Annotated in this window: 15 protein-coding genes; 7 read left to right on the forward strand and 8 right to left on the reverse strand. The window is 70.8% G+C overall.

Annotation, left to right across the window (positions count from 1 at the left end):
- The first annotated feature begins 34 nt into the window (after positions 1-34).
- The 3 genes from PSQ21_RS32670 to PSQ21_RS32680 all read left to right on the forward strand — a co-directional run bounded on the left by PSQ21_RS32670 (position 35) and on the right by PSQ21_RS32680 (position 3,327).
- Positions 35-1,219, forward strand: coding sequence for an alcohol dehydrogenase catalytic domain-containing protein (locus PSQ21_RS32670; protein ID WP_274034991.1), 1,185 nt, complete (start codon positions 35-37; stop codon positions 1,217-1,219).
- A gap of 57 nt (positions 1,220-1,276) precedes the next feature.
- Positions 1,277-2,323 (forward strand): SDR family oxidoreductase, encoded by a 1,047-nt coding sequence (locus tag PSQ21_RS32675; protein WP_274034993.1) that lies wholly within the window; start codon positions 1,277-1,279, stop codon positions 2,321-2,323.
- Between the two features lie 116 nt (positions 2,324-2,439).
- Positions 2,440-3,327: an SDR family oxidoreductase gene (locus PSQ21_RS32680; protein ID WP_274034995.1), complete on the forward strand. Its 888-nt coding sequence runs from the start codon at positions 2,440-2,442 to the stop codon at positions 3,325-3,327.
- Between the two features lie 222 nt (positions 3,328-3,549).
- Here PSQ21_RS32680 and PSQ21_RS32685 read toward each other — a convergent pair whose 3' ends face one another.
- The 3 genes from PSQ21_RS32685 to PSQ21_RS32695 all read right to left on the reverse strand — a co-directional run bounded on the left by PSQ21_RS32685 (position 3,550) and on the right by PSQ21_RS32695 (position 5,738).
- Entirely contained in the window at positions 3,550-4,197 is a 648-nt protein-coding gene (locus tag PSQ21_RS32685; RefSeq protein ID WP_274034996.1) for a class F sortase, read from the reverse strand.
- A 52-nt stretch (positions 4,198-4,249) separates the two neighbouring features.
- A complete protein-coding gene (locus PSQ21_RS32690) occupies positions 4,250-4,882 on the reverse strand; it encodes a hypothetical protein (RefSeq protein ID WP_274034997.1) in 633 nt (210 codons plus the stop codon).
- 505 nt (positions 4,883-5,387) lie between these two features.
- The gene (locus PSQ21_RS32695; RefSeq protein WP_274034999.1) at positions 5,388-5,738 is read right to left on the reverse strand and encodes a DUF6479 family protein; all 351 of its coding nucleotides are present in this window, start codon (positions 5,736-5,738) and stop codon (positions 5,388-5,390) included.
- Between the two features lie 441 nt (positions 5,739-6,179).
- Between PSQ21_RS32695 and PSQ21_RS32700 the strand changes: the two genes are divergently transcribed.
- A complete protein-coding gene (locus PSQ21_RS32700) occupies positions 6,180-6,995 on the forward strand; it encodes a SigB/SigF/SigG family RNA polymerase sigma factor (RefSeq protein ID WP_274035001.1) in 816 nt (271 codons plus the stop codon).
- A 300-nt stretch (positions 6,996-7,295) separates the two neighbouring features.
- A complete protein-coding gene (locus PSQ21_RS32705) occupies positions 7,296-8,153 on the forward strand; it encodes an RNA polymerase sigma factor SigF (protein WP_274035002.1) in 858 nt (285 codons plus the stop codon).
- A 335-nt stretch (positions 8,154-8,488) separates the two neighbouring features.
- Here PSQ21_RS32705 and PSQ21_RS32710 read toward each other — a convergent pair whose 3' ends face one another.
- The 4 genes from PSQ21_RS32710 to PSQ21_RS32725 form a co-directional block, all read right to left on the reverse strand.
- Positions 8,489-9,625: an FUSC family protein gene (locus tag PSQ21_RS32710; RefSeq protein WP_274035004.1), complete on the reverse strand. Its 1,137-nt coding sequence runs from the start codon at positions 9,623-9,625 to the stop codon at positions 8,489-8,491.
- A gap of 82 nt (positions 9,626-9,707) precedes the next feature.
- A complete protein-coding gene (locus tag PSQ21_RS32715; RefSeq protein WP_274035006.1) occupies positions 9,708-10,502 on the reverse strand; it encodes a SigB/SigF/SigG family RNA polymerase sigma factor in 795 nt (264 codons plus the stop codon).
- Positions 10,503-11,025: 523 nt separating this feature from the next.
- Entirely contained in the window at positions 11,026-11,256 is a 231-nt protein-coding gene (locus PSQ21_RS32720; RefSeq protein WP_274035008.1) for a DUF2945 domain-containing protein, read from the reverse strand.
- Positions 11,257-11,342: 86 nt separating this feature from the next.
- A complete protein-coding gene (locus PSQ21_RS32725) occupies positions 11,343-11,753 on the reverse strand; it encodes a four-helix bundle copper-binding protein (protein ID WP_274035009.1) in 411 nt (136 codons plus the stop codon).
- A 238-nt stretch (positions 11,754-11,991) separates the two neighbouring features.
- On the opposite strand from PSQ21_RS32725, the gene PSQ21_RS32730 reads away from it, so the two are divergent.
- Both PSQ21_RS32730 and PSQ21_RS32735 read left to right on the forward strand, forming a co-directional pair.
- On the forward strand, positions 11,992-12,477 hold the full coding sequence (locus PSQ21_RS32730; protein ID WP_274035010.1) for an SRPBCC family protein: 486 nt from the start codon (positions 11,992-11,994) through the stop codon (positions 12,475-12,477).
- A gap of 65 nt (positions 12,478-12,542) precedes the next feature.
- A complete protein-coding gene (locus PSQ21_RS32735; protein ID WP_274035012.1) occupies positions 12,543-14,183 on the forward strand; it encodes a phytoene desaturase family protein in 1,641 nt (546 codons plus the stop codon).
- On the opposite strand, the gene PSQ21_RS32740 is transcribed toward PSQ21_RS32735, so the two are convergent.
- Complete coding sequence (locus tag PSQ21_RS32740; protein ID WP_274035014.1) at positions 14,168-15,295, reverse strand: amidinotransferase; 1,128 nt, start codon at positions 15,293-15,295, stop codon at positions 14,168-14,170. The two genes, PSQ21_RS32735 and PSQ21_RS32740, sit on opposite strands and share 16 nt — an antisense overlap.
- Positions 15,296-15,533: the final 238 nt, after the last annotated feature.

The raw sequence follows: 15,533 nt of genomic DNA on the forward strand, positions 1-15,533 counted from the left end.
CGTTCGCGCTACCGGCAGAGGAAGGAGCGGGACCGTGCGCGCACTGACCTATCAGGGAAAGCGTGACGTCCGGGTGGAGACCGTCCCGGACCCACGGATCCAGGATCCGACGGACATCATCGTCAGAATCACGTCCACCGGGATCTGCGGCTCCGACCTGCACCTTTACGAGGTGCTCGGGCCCTACCTCGACCCCGGCGACATCTTGGGGCACGAACCCATGGGTGTGGTCGAGGAGGTCGGGGCCGAGGTGACCGCTGTCGCGCCGGGCGACCGGGTCGTGGTGCCCTTCAACGTGTCCTGCGGTCACTGCTACATGTGCGGGCAGGGGCTTCACTCGCAGTGCGAGACCACCCAGGTGCGCGAGTGGGGTACCGGTGCGTCCCTGTTCGGGTACACCAAGCTCTACGGGCAGGTGCCGGGAGGCCAGGCCGAGTATCTGCGGGTCCCCTTCGGCAACGACCTGCCCATCAAGGTCCCGCACGGGCCGTCGGACGACCGGTTCGTGTATCTCTCCGATGTCCTGCCCACCGCCTGGCAGGCCGTGCAGTACGCGGACATCCCGCCCGGCGGCAGCGTCACCGTCCTCGGCCTCGGCCCGATCGGCGCCATGGCCGCCCGGATCGCCCTCCACCGGGGAGCCGGCCTCGTCATCGGCGTGGACCTGGTCCCCGAACGCCTCGACCGGGTCAGCGCGTACGGCGCCACCTGCCTCGACCTGCGCCGCCACGGCAAGGACCTCGGCGAGGCCGTCCGCGATCTCACGGACGGGCGTGGCACCGACGCGGTGATCGACGCCGTCGGCATGGAGGCCCACGGCGCGCCCATGGCCAAGGCGGCACACACCGCGGTCGGGCTGCTGCCCGACGCGGTCGGACGGCGCCTCATGCAGACGGCGGGCATCGACCGCCTCACCGCGCTGCACACCGCGATCGACCTGGTGCGCCGGGGCGGCACGATCTCCGTCTCCGGGGTGTACGGCGGGTCCGCCGACCCGATGCCCCTGCTCACCCTGTTCGACAAGCAGATCCAGCTGCGCATGGGCCAGGCCAACGTCAAGCGCTGGGTCGACGATCTGCTGCCGCTGCTGGTCGACGACGACCCACTGGGCGTGGACTCCTTCGCGACCCACCATGTGCCCCTCGAAGAGGGGCCCGGGGCGTACGCGACGTTCCAGAAGAAGGCCGACGGAATGATCAAAACCCTGCTCATCCCCTGACACCGCCCACAGCGGACACGGGGGACACGGGCCGACGACGAAGGAAGGAAGCTCCGCGTGAAGAACGACAGCCCCCACCCGGGCAAGCGGGTCGTGGTCACGGGGGCCACCGGCAACGTCGGGACCAGCGTGGTCCGCGCGCTCGCCGCGGACCCGGACATCTCCTCGGTCCTCGGGCTGGCCCGCAGAAGGCCCGCGCTGGAGATCTCGAAGGTGGCATGGGACACCGTCGACCTGTCCCGGCCCAGCAGTGAGGAACGGCTCACCGGCCTCCTGGACGGCGCCTACGCCGTCGTCCACCTGGCCTGGCGATTCCAGCCCACCCACGACCCGCTGGTGACCTGGCAGAGCAATGTGCTGGGCTCCCAGCGCGTCTTCGACGCCGCAGCGCGCTGCGGCGTTCCCGCCCTGGTGCACGCCTCCTCCGTCGGCGCCTATTCTCCGGGACCCAAGGACGAGCCCGGCGTGGACGAGCAGTGGCCCACCCACGGCTGGCCGGACGCGGCCTACTGCCGGGAGAAGGCCTACCTGGAGCGGATCCTCGACACGTTCGAGCTGCGCCACCCGCAGATCAGGGTGGTACGGATGCGCCCCGGCTTCCTCTTCAAGGAGACGGCCGCTTCCGAACAGCGGCGGATCTTCGCCGGCCGCCACGCCCCCGGCCCCCTCCTCCGGCCCGACCTGCTGCCGTTCGTGCCCGACCTTGAGGGGCTGCGTTTCCAGGTGCTCCACACCGACGACGCCGCCGACGCCTACCGGCTGGCCGTGCTCCGCGACGTACGCGGCCCCTTCAATCTGGCGGCGGACCCGGTCATCGATGCCCGCGGGCTCGCGGACCTGCTCGACGCCCGGGTCGTGCGGATTCCCAGGGCGCTGGTGCGCACCGTGCTCGCCGGGGCGTGGCGAGCCCATGCCGTACCTGCCTCCCCCCACCTGTTCGACGCGGTGCTGCGGCTGCCCGTGCTGGACTCCGGCCGGGCCCGCGACACGCTGGGCTGGCAGCCCGCCCGCACGGCGGAGGACGCGCTGGGCGCGTTCCTGCGCGGCGTACGCGCGGGGGCGGGCGAGAACACCGCGCCGCTGGCGGGACGGAAGATCGGCTGAGCCGGGGGCCGCTCAGTCCAGCGGATCAGGCGGCACGGCGGGCCGGCCCGATGTGCCGCGTCAATCGGGGCGCAGCCCCTGGACCGGACGTGTCCGACGGACGTAGGAGGCTCATCATGGCGAACCACGCACAACCGCAGGACCCCAACGAACTGCACCCCCGCCCGGAATTTCCCCAGCAGGACCAGGAACACCCCGGCTGGACCGGCCCCATGGACCCGCCACCCGACCACGGCGAGGAGTCCTACCGGGGGTCGGGACTGCTGGACGGCCTGAAGACGGTGATCACCGGTGGTGATTCGGGCATCGGACGCGCGGTCGCTCTCGCCTTCGCACGTGAGGGTGCGGATGTCCTGCTGACTCATCTCCCCGAGGAGGAGAAGGAGGCCGAGGAGACCGTCCGCCTGGTGGAGGACAGCGGCCGCAGGGCGGTGCCCGTCATCTGCGACATCCGGGACGAGAAGCAGTGCCGCTCGCTCGTGGAACGCGCCCTCTCCGAGTTCGGCCGCATCGACGTCCTGGTGAACAACGCGGCCTACCAGATGTCCCGGCCGGAGGGGATCTCTGCCATCTCCACCGAGCAGTTCGACCGCGTGGTGCGCACCAACCTCTACGGAATGTTCTGGCTCTGCAAGAGCGCCCTGCCGCACATCCCGGCGGGCGGGTCGATCATCAACACCACCTCGGTGCAGGCGTACAAGCCCAGCCCCCATCTGCTGGACTACGCGATGACCAAGGGGGCGATCGTCACCTTCACCCAGGGCCTGGCCCAGATGCTGGCCTCCGACGGCATCCGCGTCAACGCCGTCGCCCCCGGCCCCGTCTGGACACCCCTCATCCCGGCGACCCTGCCCGACACCGCCGAGTTCGGGAAGCAGAGCCCGCTCGGCCGCCCCGCCCAGCCCGCGGAGATGGCACCGGCCTACGTCTTCCTGGCCTCCGCGAACGCCTCGTACATCACCGGCGAGATCATGAACGCCACCGGCGGCACACCGCTTCCCTGACACGGGAGATCCGAACCGAGGGCGCGTGGGCCGGTGCTGTCCTTGCGGTACGTGACCGACGGGCAACCTGGTGGGGCCGGCGGAGGGGTGAAGGAATCCGCCGAAGTCCTGACGCGCGCCGAGCCGTGGGCACGGTCCGCCGAGCCGGTGGGCGCGGCACATCCCGGAACGAGGATCGGCCGGTACCCCGCCCCCGAGGCACCGGCCGATCCCGAGCGGCGTTCAGGCCGCCTTCTTCCATGAGGTGAGGTGGGCGAAGACCACCACATTCGCCGAGTAACCCGCCTTCTCGTCGAAGCGCCCGCCGCAGGTCAGCAGCCGGAGTTCGGGCCGCCCCGTATCCCCGTACACCTTGTCGTCGGGGAACTTGTCCTTCGTGTACGTCTTCACCGCGTCCACCGTGAACACCGCGGTCTTGCGGTCCGCGCGCACCACGTCGACCTTGTCGCCCCGGCGCAGGGCGTTGAGGTTGAGGAAGATGGCGGGGCCGGTCCTGGTGTCCCGGTGGCCCACGAGGAGGGCCGTGCCGTTCTCACCGGGCGACGGCCCCTTCTCGTACCAGCCCGTGAGCTTGGGCTTGCTCAACGGCGGGGCTTCGAGCCGGCCCTTCGCGTCGAGGCCGAGTCCGGTGACCGCCGCCTCGATGAAGATGGCGGGGATGGCGACCTTCAGGGGGCGGGAGGGCACCAGAGGGGCGTGCGAGGCGGGCACATGCTTATCGGGTCTGTGCGGTGCCCGTCGGAACGGCTCTCTCCCGCCGCCCGCGGCGTCGCTGCCGCGGGCGGCGGTGACCGTCTGGGTGTCCTGGGACGAATCCGAGGACACCCAGACGATGCCGGCCACCAGAGAGAACGTCACGCTCAGCGTCATGGTGAGACGGCAGGCGCGCGTCGGTCCTCGTCGTTGCCGTCGGCAGCGGGCGTTACGCCTCGCCACGGGCACGGCGACGTGCGGACCGGCGCATCATGATCAGGCCCGCGGCTCCTGCGGCCCCGGCGGCCAGGGCGGCGGTGGTTCCGGCGTTCGAGTCGCTCTCCGAGCTGATGGGCTCCATGTCCGGGACACCGCCGCCGCCCGCGGGGACCGAGCCGATGGGCTTCTGCGGCTTGTGAGGCTTGCCGCCGCCGTGACCGCGGTCGGGGCACTCGACCTTGAAGCTCTTCTGCTTCGGGCCCGCCGGGACGACCCACACCAGCTGGTACGTGCCCTCCGGAAGCAGGTACGCCTCACTGCGCGCGCTGCCGTTGATGAGCGGAAGGGTGGCCAGCAGGGTGTTGCCCGGCGGCACCGTCGGGGGCTGCTCGGTGATCGTCCAGGGGACCGAGGGGAGCGACTCGAAGTTGCTCGCCGCCAGCACGAACTTGCAGACCTCGACCCCTTCGCGGTCACCGCGCGAGTGCCAGCTGACCGAGCGGATGTCGATGTCACCGCTGTCACCGGGGGCGGCGTGGGCGGCGGGTGCTCCGGCCAGGGTGGCACCGGCGACCGCGACCGCGACGGCGACCTTGGCGCCCGTGCGGGCGCTGCGGGAGCGGACGGAACTGGAGATGCGCATGAAGGCTCCTTCAAGCCGAGATGATTGTCGTACTGATCACCTGATCGACTAAGGGATGCCATGAATCTTCGTTAAAAGTCAGATAAGACACGAGAACACGCCAGAAGTGCCCTGATCGGCAGACAGCACACGAGTGGAGCCCGGGACCGTGGACCGGGCGACGGAGTGTTTCTGCCGCCAACCCTCTCCAGGGCGCCCCATGTACGGGTCGAGAGTGCGACCCTCTCGCCCGTGACACGCGAGCGGCCCTTCGGCGGCGAGCGGCAGCCACCTGACGAGCCCTCACACGTGACCAACTGGCCGTCGTCGTGCCCGGGCGGCCGGCGAAACCGGTCGGCCGCACGTGACGGCTCGGGAATGACGCGACCTCGCAACCGGGTGGACCGGACCCGCCGACCGCGCTCACCGCGCCCGACATGGGGTCCGGCCCGGTGGCGCGTCACTCACCGACGCCCGGACGCAGCCGGACCTCCAGGAAGGTGTCGCCCCGTACAGGCCGTCGGGGTCAAGCTCCGTGCCCGCCGCTGCCGTGCCCGCCGCTTCGGCCGTCCTCCGATCGGGCGGGCCCACCCGTGTTGCCGTACCCCTTCATCTGGTGGGGTGAGAGCCGCTCGCCCTCTTCTCCGAAGTCACCGGCGTCACGGGGCTCGTCCGGCGTGCTGAAGGCCGCCGTGGAACGGCGCCGCTGTTCCTCCGGGCGCGGCGGGCGGCTTCCCTTGCGGGTCCGCCAGACGACCGTGCCGATCAACAGGGCCACCACGAAGAGGCCCACGATGAACGGAACGGTTCCGCCGGCCCACTCCTGGGCGGCGAGATGCGGTCCCTGAGCGGAGGTCAGCTCGATCAGCGTCGTCATGGCGAGTACCTGTTTTCCTTCCGCGCGTGGTCGTGGTGTCGCGCTCCACGGCGGGTTCCCGTTATGCCCGGTGGAAATCATGCCCAGTGGCTCCGGGAAGGCCGGCCCCGCTGAAGCGCCCCGTCCAGCACCGGTGCGCGCTGGTTCCCGCGTTCGCGACGGTACGTGCCGCCCGCACTGTCGCCGGCGAACCCCGCTCGCTCCGGGACGCGAGGAGGCCCCGGACCGGCCGACTGTGTGGTCGCTGTCGACCGGCCGGGTGGTCGATACGGCCGATGCGGTTCGCGGGCCTCGCCGAGTGGCAGGGCACACCGTGCGCTCTGGAGGTGAGGCGCGTCCCGGCAAGGGATGCCGTGGAGGACGTGCACGGGGATGCCCGGCACGTTCTGCACGCTCCTCCCGGTGTCCTTGATACCTGTACGCCGAGGAGTGAGTAGGCCCATGGCCGTCGACACCCGGTATGCCGACGACCCCGACACGGCAGCGGACTTCCGGCGGCTCGCCGAGCTGCCCGACGGGCCGGTGAGGGAACGTCTGCGGGGGAGGATCATCTGTGCCTGGCTCCCCATGGCCCACCGTCTGGCGGCCCGCTACCGCAACCGTGGTGAGAACCTGGAGGATCTGCGTCAGGTCGCGGCCGTGGGCCTGGTCAACGCCGTGGACCGCTTCGACCCGGCGGTCGCCCGCGCCTTCGCGCCCTTCGCCATCCCCACCATCACCGGCGAGATCAAGCGGCACTTCCGTGACCGGCTGTGGACCGTGCACGTCCCCCGCAGAGTCCAGAACCTGCGCAACACCGTCCGCCTCGCGAGAGCCGAACTGTCCGCCGCCGGCCTGCCGACGTCGCTCGCCCACATCGCCGAGCACACGGGACTGAGCGAGGACGAGGTGCGCCAGGGAGACGAGGCACTCCATGGCTTCAGCGCCCTGTCCATCGACGCCGAGATCTCCGCCGGAGACGGCGACGCGCTGCTCGGCGACAGCTTGGGCACCGTCGACGAGGCCTTCGACCTGGTGCTCGACCGCGAAGCGGCCAGGCTCGGCATCCTCTGTCTGGAGGAGCGCGAGAAGCGCGTCCTCTACCTGCGCTTCTTCGCGGACCTGACACAGAGCGCCATCGCCGCGGAACTGGGCGTTTCCCAGATGCATGTGTCCCGTCTCATCACGGAGTCCTGCCGCCGCGTCCGTGAGCACTCGGCACGTGGAGCGGGCGTACGGGAAGAGCCTGGCGGCCCCGGACACGCGCGCTCCGTCTGACGCGGCCCGCGACGCCCCGGCCACCGCACCCCGCGGCGGGGGAGTTGCCCCCCGTGTGAAGAGGTGCGGCTCGGGCAGCCGGCGGCCCGTCTGTCCGCAGCCGTTCCGTGTACCGGCGGATGTCACGCCGCCAGGACCCAATAGTCGCTCCTTACCGACATGTCGGTGCCCTTGTTCGTGGCGTTCAGCCCGCCCACCGTGCGCGGCGATCGACGCTTTCCTGGGAATGACGCGACTCAGGGCGGGTAAGCGCGATCCCGCAGGGGCTTCGAACCGGTTTCAGAAAAGGGGAATCTCGCCATGTCGACGTCCACGGATATCTCTGCCCCGGCTATCGGCGAAATAGCGGGGCTTCCGCGGATCGATGACCCGCGTGGTGTCGCGCCGAAGGACGCCCGTGCGCTCGGGACGTTGTTCTTCGAACAGCTGCAGGTTCTCGAAGAGGGCACTCAGGAGTACCAGTACGCGCGCAACACGCTGATCGAGATGAATCTTTCCCTGGTGCACTTCGCGGCGAAGCGGTTCCGTAACCGTGGCAGCGGCGAGATGGAGGACATCGTCCAGGTCGGGACGATCGGCCTGATCAAGGCCATCGACCGGTTCGAGCTGTCGCGGGAGGTGGAGTTCACCTCGTTCGCCGTCCCCTACATCGTCGGGGAGATCAAGCGGTTCTTCCGCGACTCCACCTGGGCCGTTCATGTCCCACGACGTCTGCAGGAACTGCGGGTCACCCTGGCCCGGGCGAAGGAAGAACTCGCGGGCCGACTGGACCGTGAGGCGACGATCGCCGAACTCGCCCAGCACCTGCGCATCAGTGAGGAAGAGGTGATCGAGGGCATTGTCGCCTCCAACGGCTATACCGCGGGCTCCCTCGACCTGCCCATCGGTTCCGAACGGAACAGCGCCGAGACCGTCACCTACGGAGACATCAAGGGCGAAAACGATCCCGCCCTGGAACTGGTCGAGAACCTGCACGCACTGGCACCGCTGATGAAGTGCCTGGACGAACGCGAACGCGCGATCGTCCGCATGCGCTTCGGTCAGGACATGACCCAGGCCCAGATAGGTGAGCGCCTCTCGCTCTCCCAGATGCACATCTCGCGGCTGCTCAACCGCATTCTGGCCAAGCTCCGCAAAGGCATGCTCGCGCAGTGCTGATACAGCGGTACGGAGAGGGGCTGCCGTGCAGGTCAGGGGTATGCCGCCCTGTCCGCAGGGCGGCCCACCCCAGTCGCTCGGCGGCCATGCCTCCCACGAAGGGTGCGAACGGGTAGAACCGGCGCACTTCTTGGGCGAACGCCCGCGCGAACTCGGGGCCGTCGTCGCCTGCCAGACGACGCGCTCCTGCCGGGACCATTCCGCTGCTCGACGGCCACCGTCGCCGGCCGACGCAGGATCTCGCGCCGCGCCGTGACCTCGGCACCCCACGGCACGCCCCGTCCGACCGCGGGGCCGGAGCAGGCTGTCCAACCGTGTACCGAGCGGTGGCAGCATCAGATGGCTTCGTCTCCGTGGCGCTCGCGGGCGGGCGGAACGTCCGTGTCCGCTCCGTCGGGGGCGAGGTCGTCGAGCAGCGCCTGGCAGTCCGCCGCCAGGCTGCCGAGCGCGGCTCCGATCTCCTCGGGGGCCCCGCCCCGCAGGTGGTCCTCCACGGCTGCGAGCGCCCGGTGGGCAGCTGCCAGAGAGGCGTCGCGCCGCCCGCACCGCTCCTCGTCCGCGCCGTGCGCCATGATGGATTCGTCGGCCGCGCAGACCTCCGCCACGGCCGACAGGAGCCGGCCGACTTCGGCCAGGGCGCGGTGCGACGGGCGGGGCAGGCGCCTGTGTTCGGACGCGGTCTCCCACAGCGTCAGAGTGAGCGCGAGCAGCCGATTCGCCACCCGGGCCCAGACGATGTCCCACGCGGTGGACGGTGGGGGCGTCCTGCGGCGGAGACGGTGGCCGGGGTTGAGCCGGAAACTCTCGGACTCCCATCCCCGGGCCACGTGGAGCTCGGACAGGGCGGCCAGGAGGTCGTGGGCGCTCCGGTGCCAGTGCTCCGCCCGCTGAGCGTCGTAGTCCCGCACGCCGTCGCCGATGTCCCGCAGCAACTGGGCGCAGTCGCGAGGCAGCGCGCACGCCAGCCTGGTGACGTGGAGCGAATGGACGGGCGGCAGGATCATGGCGTTCACCGTGATGCCCACGGCGGCTCCCACCGCCGTCTCCAGCAGCCGGTGCCCGACGGCCGGCAACGAGTACGAGCCGTAGGCCAGCACGAAGAGGGCAGTGGTCGGTGCGTACAGGCCCTGCCCGCCGACGGGCGCCAGATTTCCGAGCAGCACGGTGAGGGGCAGGACGATGACCATGGCGACCATCGTGTTCCCCGTGAGGGCGGCGGCGCCGGCGGCGAGCACGGTTCCGGCCGTGATCATCAGGAGCAGCTGGGTCGCGGTGCGCATGGACCGGTAGACCGTCCCCTGGACCAGTGCCACGGCCGCCCAGGGGGCCATCAGCGCCATGGGCGCCGCCAGCCACCAGCCGGTCAGTGCCCAGGCGATGATGGCCGCGGCGGCCGCCTTCAAGGACTGCACCACCTGGTACTTCTCGGGCCGGTGCATGCGCGGTGTCAGGCGGGCGAGGGCCGTCCTCATGGCCTGCTCACCAGCATGGTGGGCCTGGGCGCGGGAACCGGCCGCCGGTCGCCTGTTCGGTGTGGAGGCCGCGTGGAGGCCGTCACGCGGCCCCCTGGAGGACGTCGTCGCGCAGCCGCTCGCAGGACCGGCTGAGCAGGCGTGAGACGTGCATCTGGGAAATCCCCAGGCTCTCGGCGATGCTCACCTGTGTCATGTCGCGGAAGAAGCGGAGGTAGAGGATGGTGCGCTCCCGCTCCGGCAGCTTGCGCAGACCAGGCTTCACGGCTTCCCGGTCCACAGCGACATCCAGGGCCCTGTCGGTGCACCCCAGCCGTTCGGAAAGAGGCCTGCCCCCTTCCGCGCCCGCCGGCTCGGCGTCCAGGGACAGGGCGCTGTAACTCTCCAGCGCCTCCATGCCCAGCAGTACATCGTCCTCGCTCAGTCCGGCAGCGGAGGCGATCTCGGCGCAGGTGGGCGCGTGCTCACGCGCCCGCTGGCTCAGGTCACGCCGGACCGTCCGTACCTGGTTGCGGAGATCCTGGACGCGGCGCGGTACGTGGACGTCCCACGTGTGGTCCCGGAAGTGCCGCTTCAGCTCGCCCGTGATGGTCGGAACCGCGTACGTCTCGAACGCACTGGCGCGGAGCGGGTCGTAGCGGTCCACCGCCTTGACGAGGCCCATGGCGGCCACTTGCCGAAGGTCGTCCATCGCCTCCCCCCGGTCGCGGAACCGTGACGCTATTCGGTGAGCCATCGGCAGCCACGCGCAGACCAGATCGCTGCGCAGTTCGTCCCGCTCCCGGCCCGGAGGCAGCGCGCTCAGCCTCCGAAAGGACTCGTGTGCGGCCAAGTCGCCCCCGCCAGTGCGTCGTTCGTGGCCAGGTGCAGCCTGCATGCGAGTTCACTCCTCGACGACGGTTACGTTGAGTCGCCTTAGGAGCACGCCGAGTCGGACAGATGCCGCCCGGAGCTCCGACGGGCGCGCCTCATGTCCGAAGCGCATTCTTCGCATACCCGTCCGAATAGTGGCCAAACGTGCGTAATGCGGGACAGGTGCGGAAACTCGCCGCCCGGCCCGGCCGTGGTAGCCGTCGAGGGGGCCGAGGGGGCGGGCCGAGAGCGGCACGCCGAGTCCCGTGCCCCGCGACCCGATCCCACGGCCTACCGCTCGGCCGCGTTCCCTTCGGCGAGGGCCTCAAACGGGACCAGGCATCGCATGCGAAAGCGCATCGACGTGCGGCTCGGCAGGTGGGCAACCGTGACCGGCCGGGTACTCGGCCGCGTCGAGCGCACTCCGACAGACCGGGAGGAAACCATGGATCTCGCGTATCTCACACCCTTGTACGAGCGCCCGGGCCCCTGGGCCACGGCCTAACATGTCCGGCGAGGTTGCCCATGTGCCCGGGGCCGGCCGTCGCTCACGCCCGGCCCCCGTCCTTCTTCCTGTCCAGTGACTCCGGGCGGTGGACGGCTTTCCTGCCCGTCTTGTCGCTCCGCACTTCGTACTGTGGCTCCTCCTCGGAGGCGTCGACCGTCCGGCCGGCCCTTTTGGTCCGCTTCTCGATTCTCCCGGTCACGGAGCCCTCGACGTCCTGCCCGTGGCTCCGCCAGACGACGTCGTCGCCCTTGGAGAGCTTCTTCTCCGTCATGGTGCGCTTCCTTCCGGTGCTCGGTCGGCCGACGATGTCCCACTGGTGGCCCGCCGGGCGCGTGTCCGCGCCGGACCGACGAGCGGTCAGCCCAGTGAGGACAGGAGGTCGTCGCACGCCTGCTCGCAACGGCGGCACGCCTCGGCGCAGACGCGGCAGTGTTCGTGCCGGTCCGCGTGGGCCTCGCACTCGTCGGCGCAGGCCTTGCAGACGGTGGCGCAGGCTCGGAGGACCGCGCGGGTCACGTTCGCGTCGTACCCCGTGTGGCGCGAGAGCACGGCCGCGGTCATTCCACAGACGTCGGCGCAGTCCATATCGGTGCGAACGCACTTGGTGAGCTCGGCGACCGCCTCCTCCGACAGACAGGCGTCGGCACATGCCGTGCAGGCCTGGGCGCAGGCGACGCACTCTTCGATGCAGCGGGCGAGCTTCTGGCGGTCCACGCCGCCCAGATCGGCGGGGTAGGTGGTGAGCATGTCCTGGACCACGGTGGGCATGAGCGCCTCCCGGCGTGTAGGTCGTGCTGTGCGGCGGGGTGCCGCCCTTCCCGTACGGGTAGACCGATCGCGGGTCGCCGAAACGCGAAACGCCCGAACCTCGCAGAGCGCGCCCGAGTGCGACCGGGTCGGCCGGCCCGCTCGCGAGGACGGGTTTGCCGTCCGGTATCGGTGGTACCCAGTAGCGGCACCACGTCCGGCGTTTCAGGACGCTCCGACCGACGTAGCGAGGACGAACATGGCAGCCCGGCACCATCTGATCGACCGTTCCCCGTCCGCCGTGTGGGCCGTGCTGGAGGACGAGGATCTGTACGGCACCTGGGTGGTGGGAACTTCCGGGTCCCGCCGGGAACAGGGCCACTGGCCGGAGCTGGGCTCCTCGATCACCTACAGCGTGCGCCTGGGCCCCAAGGAGTTCACCGGCCGCACGGTGGTGCGGCGTATCGAAAGGCCCGGGGCGTTGGAGCTGGAGGCCGAGGCCGGCCCGCTGGGTTCGGCGCGTATCGCCCTGGACATCCGGCCGTGGGGCGACAAGACCCTCGTGACCGTCGACGAACATCCGCTGCGGGGCATCGGCGGCACGCTCCACAACGTCCTGCTGGACTCGCTGATCCAGATCCGCCACCGCACCATGCTGGCCCGCCTCGCCCGGCTGACCGAGCGCATGACGCCGGGGCAGACGCGTGAGAGCGGAAGCGGCGTCGCACCGGCCGACCGTCCATGACGTCCCGCTGTACGTGAACCCCGTGCGGACGGGTTCGCGCCGTCGAAACGGAGGGTGACGCTCCCATGGTCGACGCGGTAGTGATCGGCGGCGGACCGAACGGCCTGGTCGCGGCCAACCTGCTCGCCGACGCCGGCTGGTCGGTGGAGGTGCTGGAGGCGCAGGACGAACCGGGCGGCGCGGTCCGCAGCGACCGTGGCGTACACCCCGAGTACGTCAGCGACCTGTTCAGCTCGTTCTACCCCCTGGCCGCGGCTTCCCCGGTGCTGGCCCGGCTGGATCTGCACCGGGAGGGGCTGCGCTGGAGCCACGCGCCGCAGGTGCTCGCGCACCCGCTGCTCGACGGCTCCTGCGCGGTGCTGGACCGGGACCGGGCGGCGACCGCCGCCGGCCTGGACCGTTTCGCGCCCGGCGACGGCGAGGGCTGGCTCGGCCTCTGCCGGATCTGGGACCGACTGGGCGAGGACATCGTCGACGCCCTCTTCGCGCCCTTTCCACCCGTCCGGGCCGGGACCGTGCTGGCGGCGCGGCTCAGGGCGGCCGGCGGGCTGCGGCTGGCCCGCAGTCTTGTCCTCCCGGTCCGCAGGCTGGGCGAGGAGGAGTTCACCGGGGAGGGTGGGCGGCTGCTGTTGGCGGGTAATGCCCTGCACGCCGATCTGGCGCCGGAGGCGGCGGGCAGCGGCGGCTTCGGCTGGCTGATGTCCATGCTGGGGCAGTTCCACGGCTTCCCGGTCCCCGTCGGCGGCGCGGGGGCTCTCACCGCGGCGCTGGTGAGCCGGCTGGTGCGGCGTGGGGGCAGCGTGAGGTGCGGGCAGCGGGTCACCGAGGTAGCCGTACGGCGGGGGCGCGCCGTGGGCGTGCGTACGGAGGCGGGGGAGGCGGTTCCCGCCCGCAGGGCCGTGCTGGCCGACGTGTCCGCCCCGAGCCTCTACGGGGCGCTGGTCGCCGCCGAGCATCTGCCCGGCCGGCTCCTGGACGACATGCGACGGTTCCAGTGGGATTTCGCCACCTTCAAGGTGGACTGGGCGCTGAACGGCCCTGTTCCGTGGAGCAGCGCGGCCGCCGCCTCGGCGGGTACCGTCCACCTGGCCGAAGGGGTCGACGAGCTGACCAGATGCGCCTCCCAGATCGCCCGCGGCCTGATCCCGGACCGACCCTTCCTGCTGGTGGGGCAGATGACCACCGCCGACGCGACCCGGTCGCCGCTGGACACCGAATCGGCGTGGGCCTACACCCACGTGCCCCACGCGGTGAAGGCGGACGCGGGCGCGGACGGGCTGACCGGCGGATGGGACGCCGACGAACGGGAGCGGATGGCCGACCGGGTGGAGGAGCAGGTGGAGCGGTACGCCCCGGGCTTCCGCAGCCGGATCCGGGCTCGGCGGATTCTCTCCCCGGTGGCGTTGCAGGACGCGGACGCCAATCTGCGTAACGGTGCCATCAACGGAGGTACGGCCTCGATGCACCAGCAGTTGGTATTCCGGCCGGTGCCGGGAACGGGCCGCCCCGAAACGCCCGTGAAGGGCCTGTATCTCGCGTCCGCGTCAGCGCATCCGGGCGGCGGAGTGCACGGCGCTCCGGGCGCCAACGCCGCCCGCGCCGCCCTCCGCTCCGCCTGGGGCACCACGACCGTGCTCTCCGCTGCCCAGCGACTGCTGGCCCGCCGGGACCGGGCCGGTCGCGAAGCGGCCTACCGGTCGAAGTAGGACTCCAGCCCGCCGCGACGTCGGACGTCGAGTGTCGCGCAGTGGAAGGATCCGCCGAAGGGCGCGTAGTGAAGCAGGTCGCACGGGATGGGCTCGAATCCCCAGCTTTCCAGTGCGCGCAGCATGGTGGTGTGATGCCGCTCCGCGATGACGCGCTTCTCGTCGATCATGAGGATGTTCATGCTGAGCCACTTTCCGCACAGGGAAGTGAGCCGCAGCAGGGGATCGCGAATCGGATCGGGCTGGGGCGCGACGAGGATGTCCCAGGAACTCAGGACATCGGGCAGGCGGTCGACATCGACGTACTCGGGGTTGATCAGCGCCTTGCCGGGGGCGAGCACCAGGAAGGTGGTGTCGATGTGCATGGGCGTGCGGCATCGGCTCTCGATCTCGTGGACCCGGTAGTCCGGGCCGAGGTGGCGGCGCACCCATTCGATGCCCATGCGGTTGGTGACGTTGCTCCGGGTGACGAAGAGATCCCGGCCCGCACGGACGAAATCCGCCGCGTCGAACACGGGCTCGAATTCGGTGAGGAGGTAACGCATGGGTTCGCCCGGCCGGGGAGGCCGGTAGTGGGGGTCGTACAGGGCATCGGTGAGCTGGGGCTTCGGCGCGGCGGACCAGCGCGCGCCCCTGCGGAAGTAGTCCTTGAGCAGTGCGCGGTAGGAGTGGGTCTCGAAGTACCTGCACGGCCAGGCCATCGGCGTCTCGATGATCTCCTCACCGATCACCAGCAAGCTGTCGCGGGGGCAGGTGTTGCAGAAGCCGCGCGATGACCAGTTCGGCGTGGAGAACCGCTGCCGGTGGTCGACCGCGTCGGGGCGGGTGACCGTGATGCCGAGGGACTGGAGGAGCGAGACGAATTGGTCGAGTTCCCGTTGGGCCGGTTCGATCAGGGCTCGGGGATACCTGAACCCGGCGGTGAGCCACTGGAACCGTGCGGCCCATGGCGGCACGTTGCAGGAGACCACGGAATGCCGTGAGGGGGTGGTGGCGCCGTCGAGACGGCCGACGACGACTTCTTCGAGAGGATCCCATTCGTTGTGCGAAGCGACGGGGGAACGAAGGGGTTCCGCGGCGCCGCCGACCGGCGCTTTCGACGCGTCGTTCATGCGCGGCCCCCGGCCTCGACAGCGGGCCCAACGGGTACGAACTGTTCCGTTCTCCTCATCGCGCTTCCCACGCTCTTCCGCTCAGGTTGTCGGCTCGGGCTCCGGGCGGGCTGAGACGGCTGAGACAGGCCGGGGACGCGAGTATCCCGCCGGACCTGTTCGTACCATCCCGCCCTGTCCGGGGCTCTCCAGGACTGTCCAGGGCTCGCCCCCCGGGCAGGGGACAGAGTCCCCTCGT

Source organism: Streptomyces sp. MMBL 11-1, assembly GCF_028622875.1.
Lineage (GTDB): Bacteria > Actinomycetota > Actinomycetes > Streptomycetales > Streptomycetaceae > Streptomyces.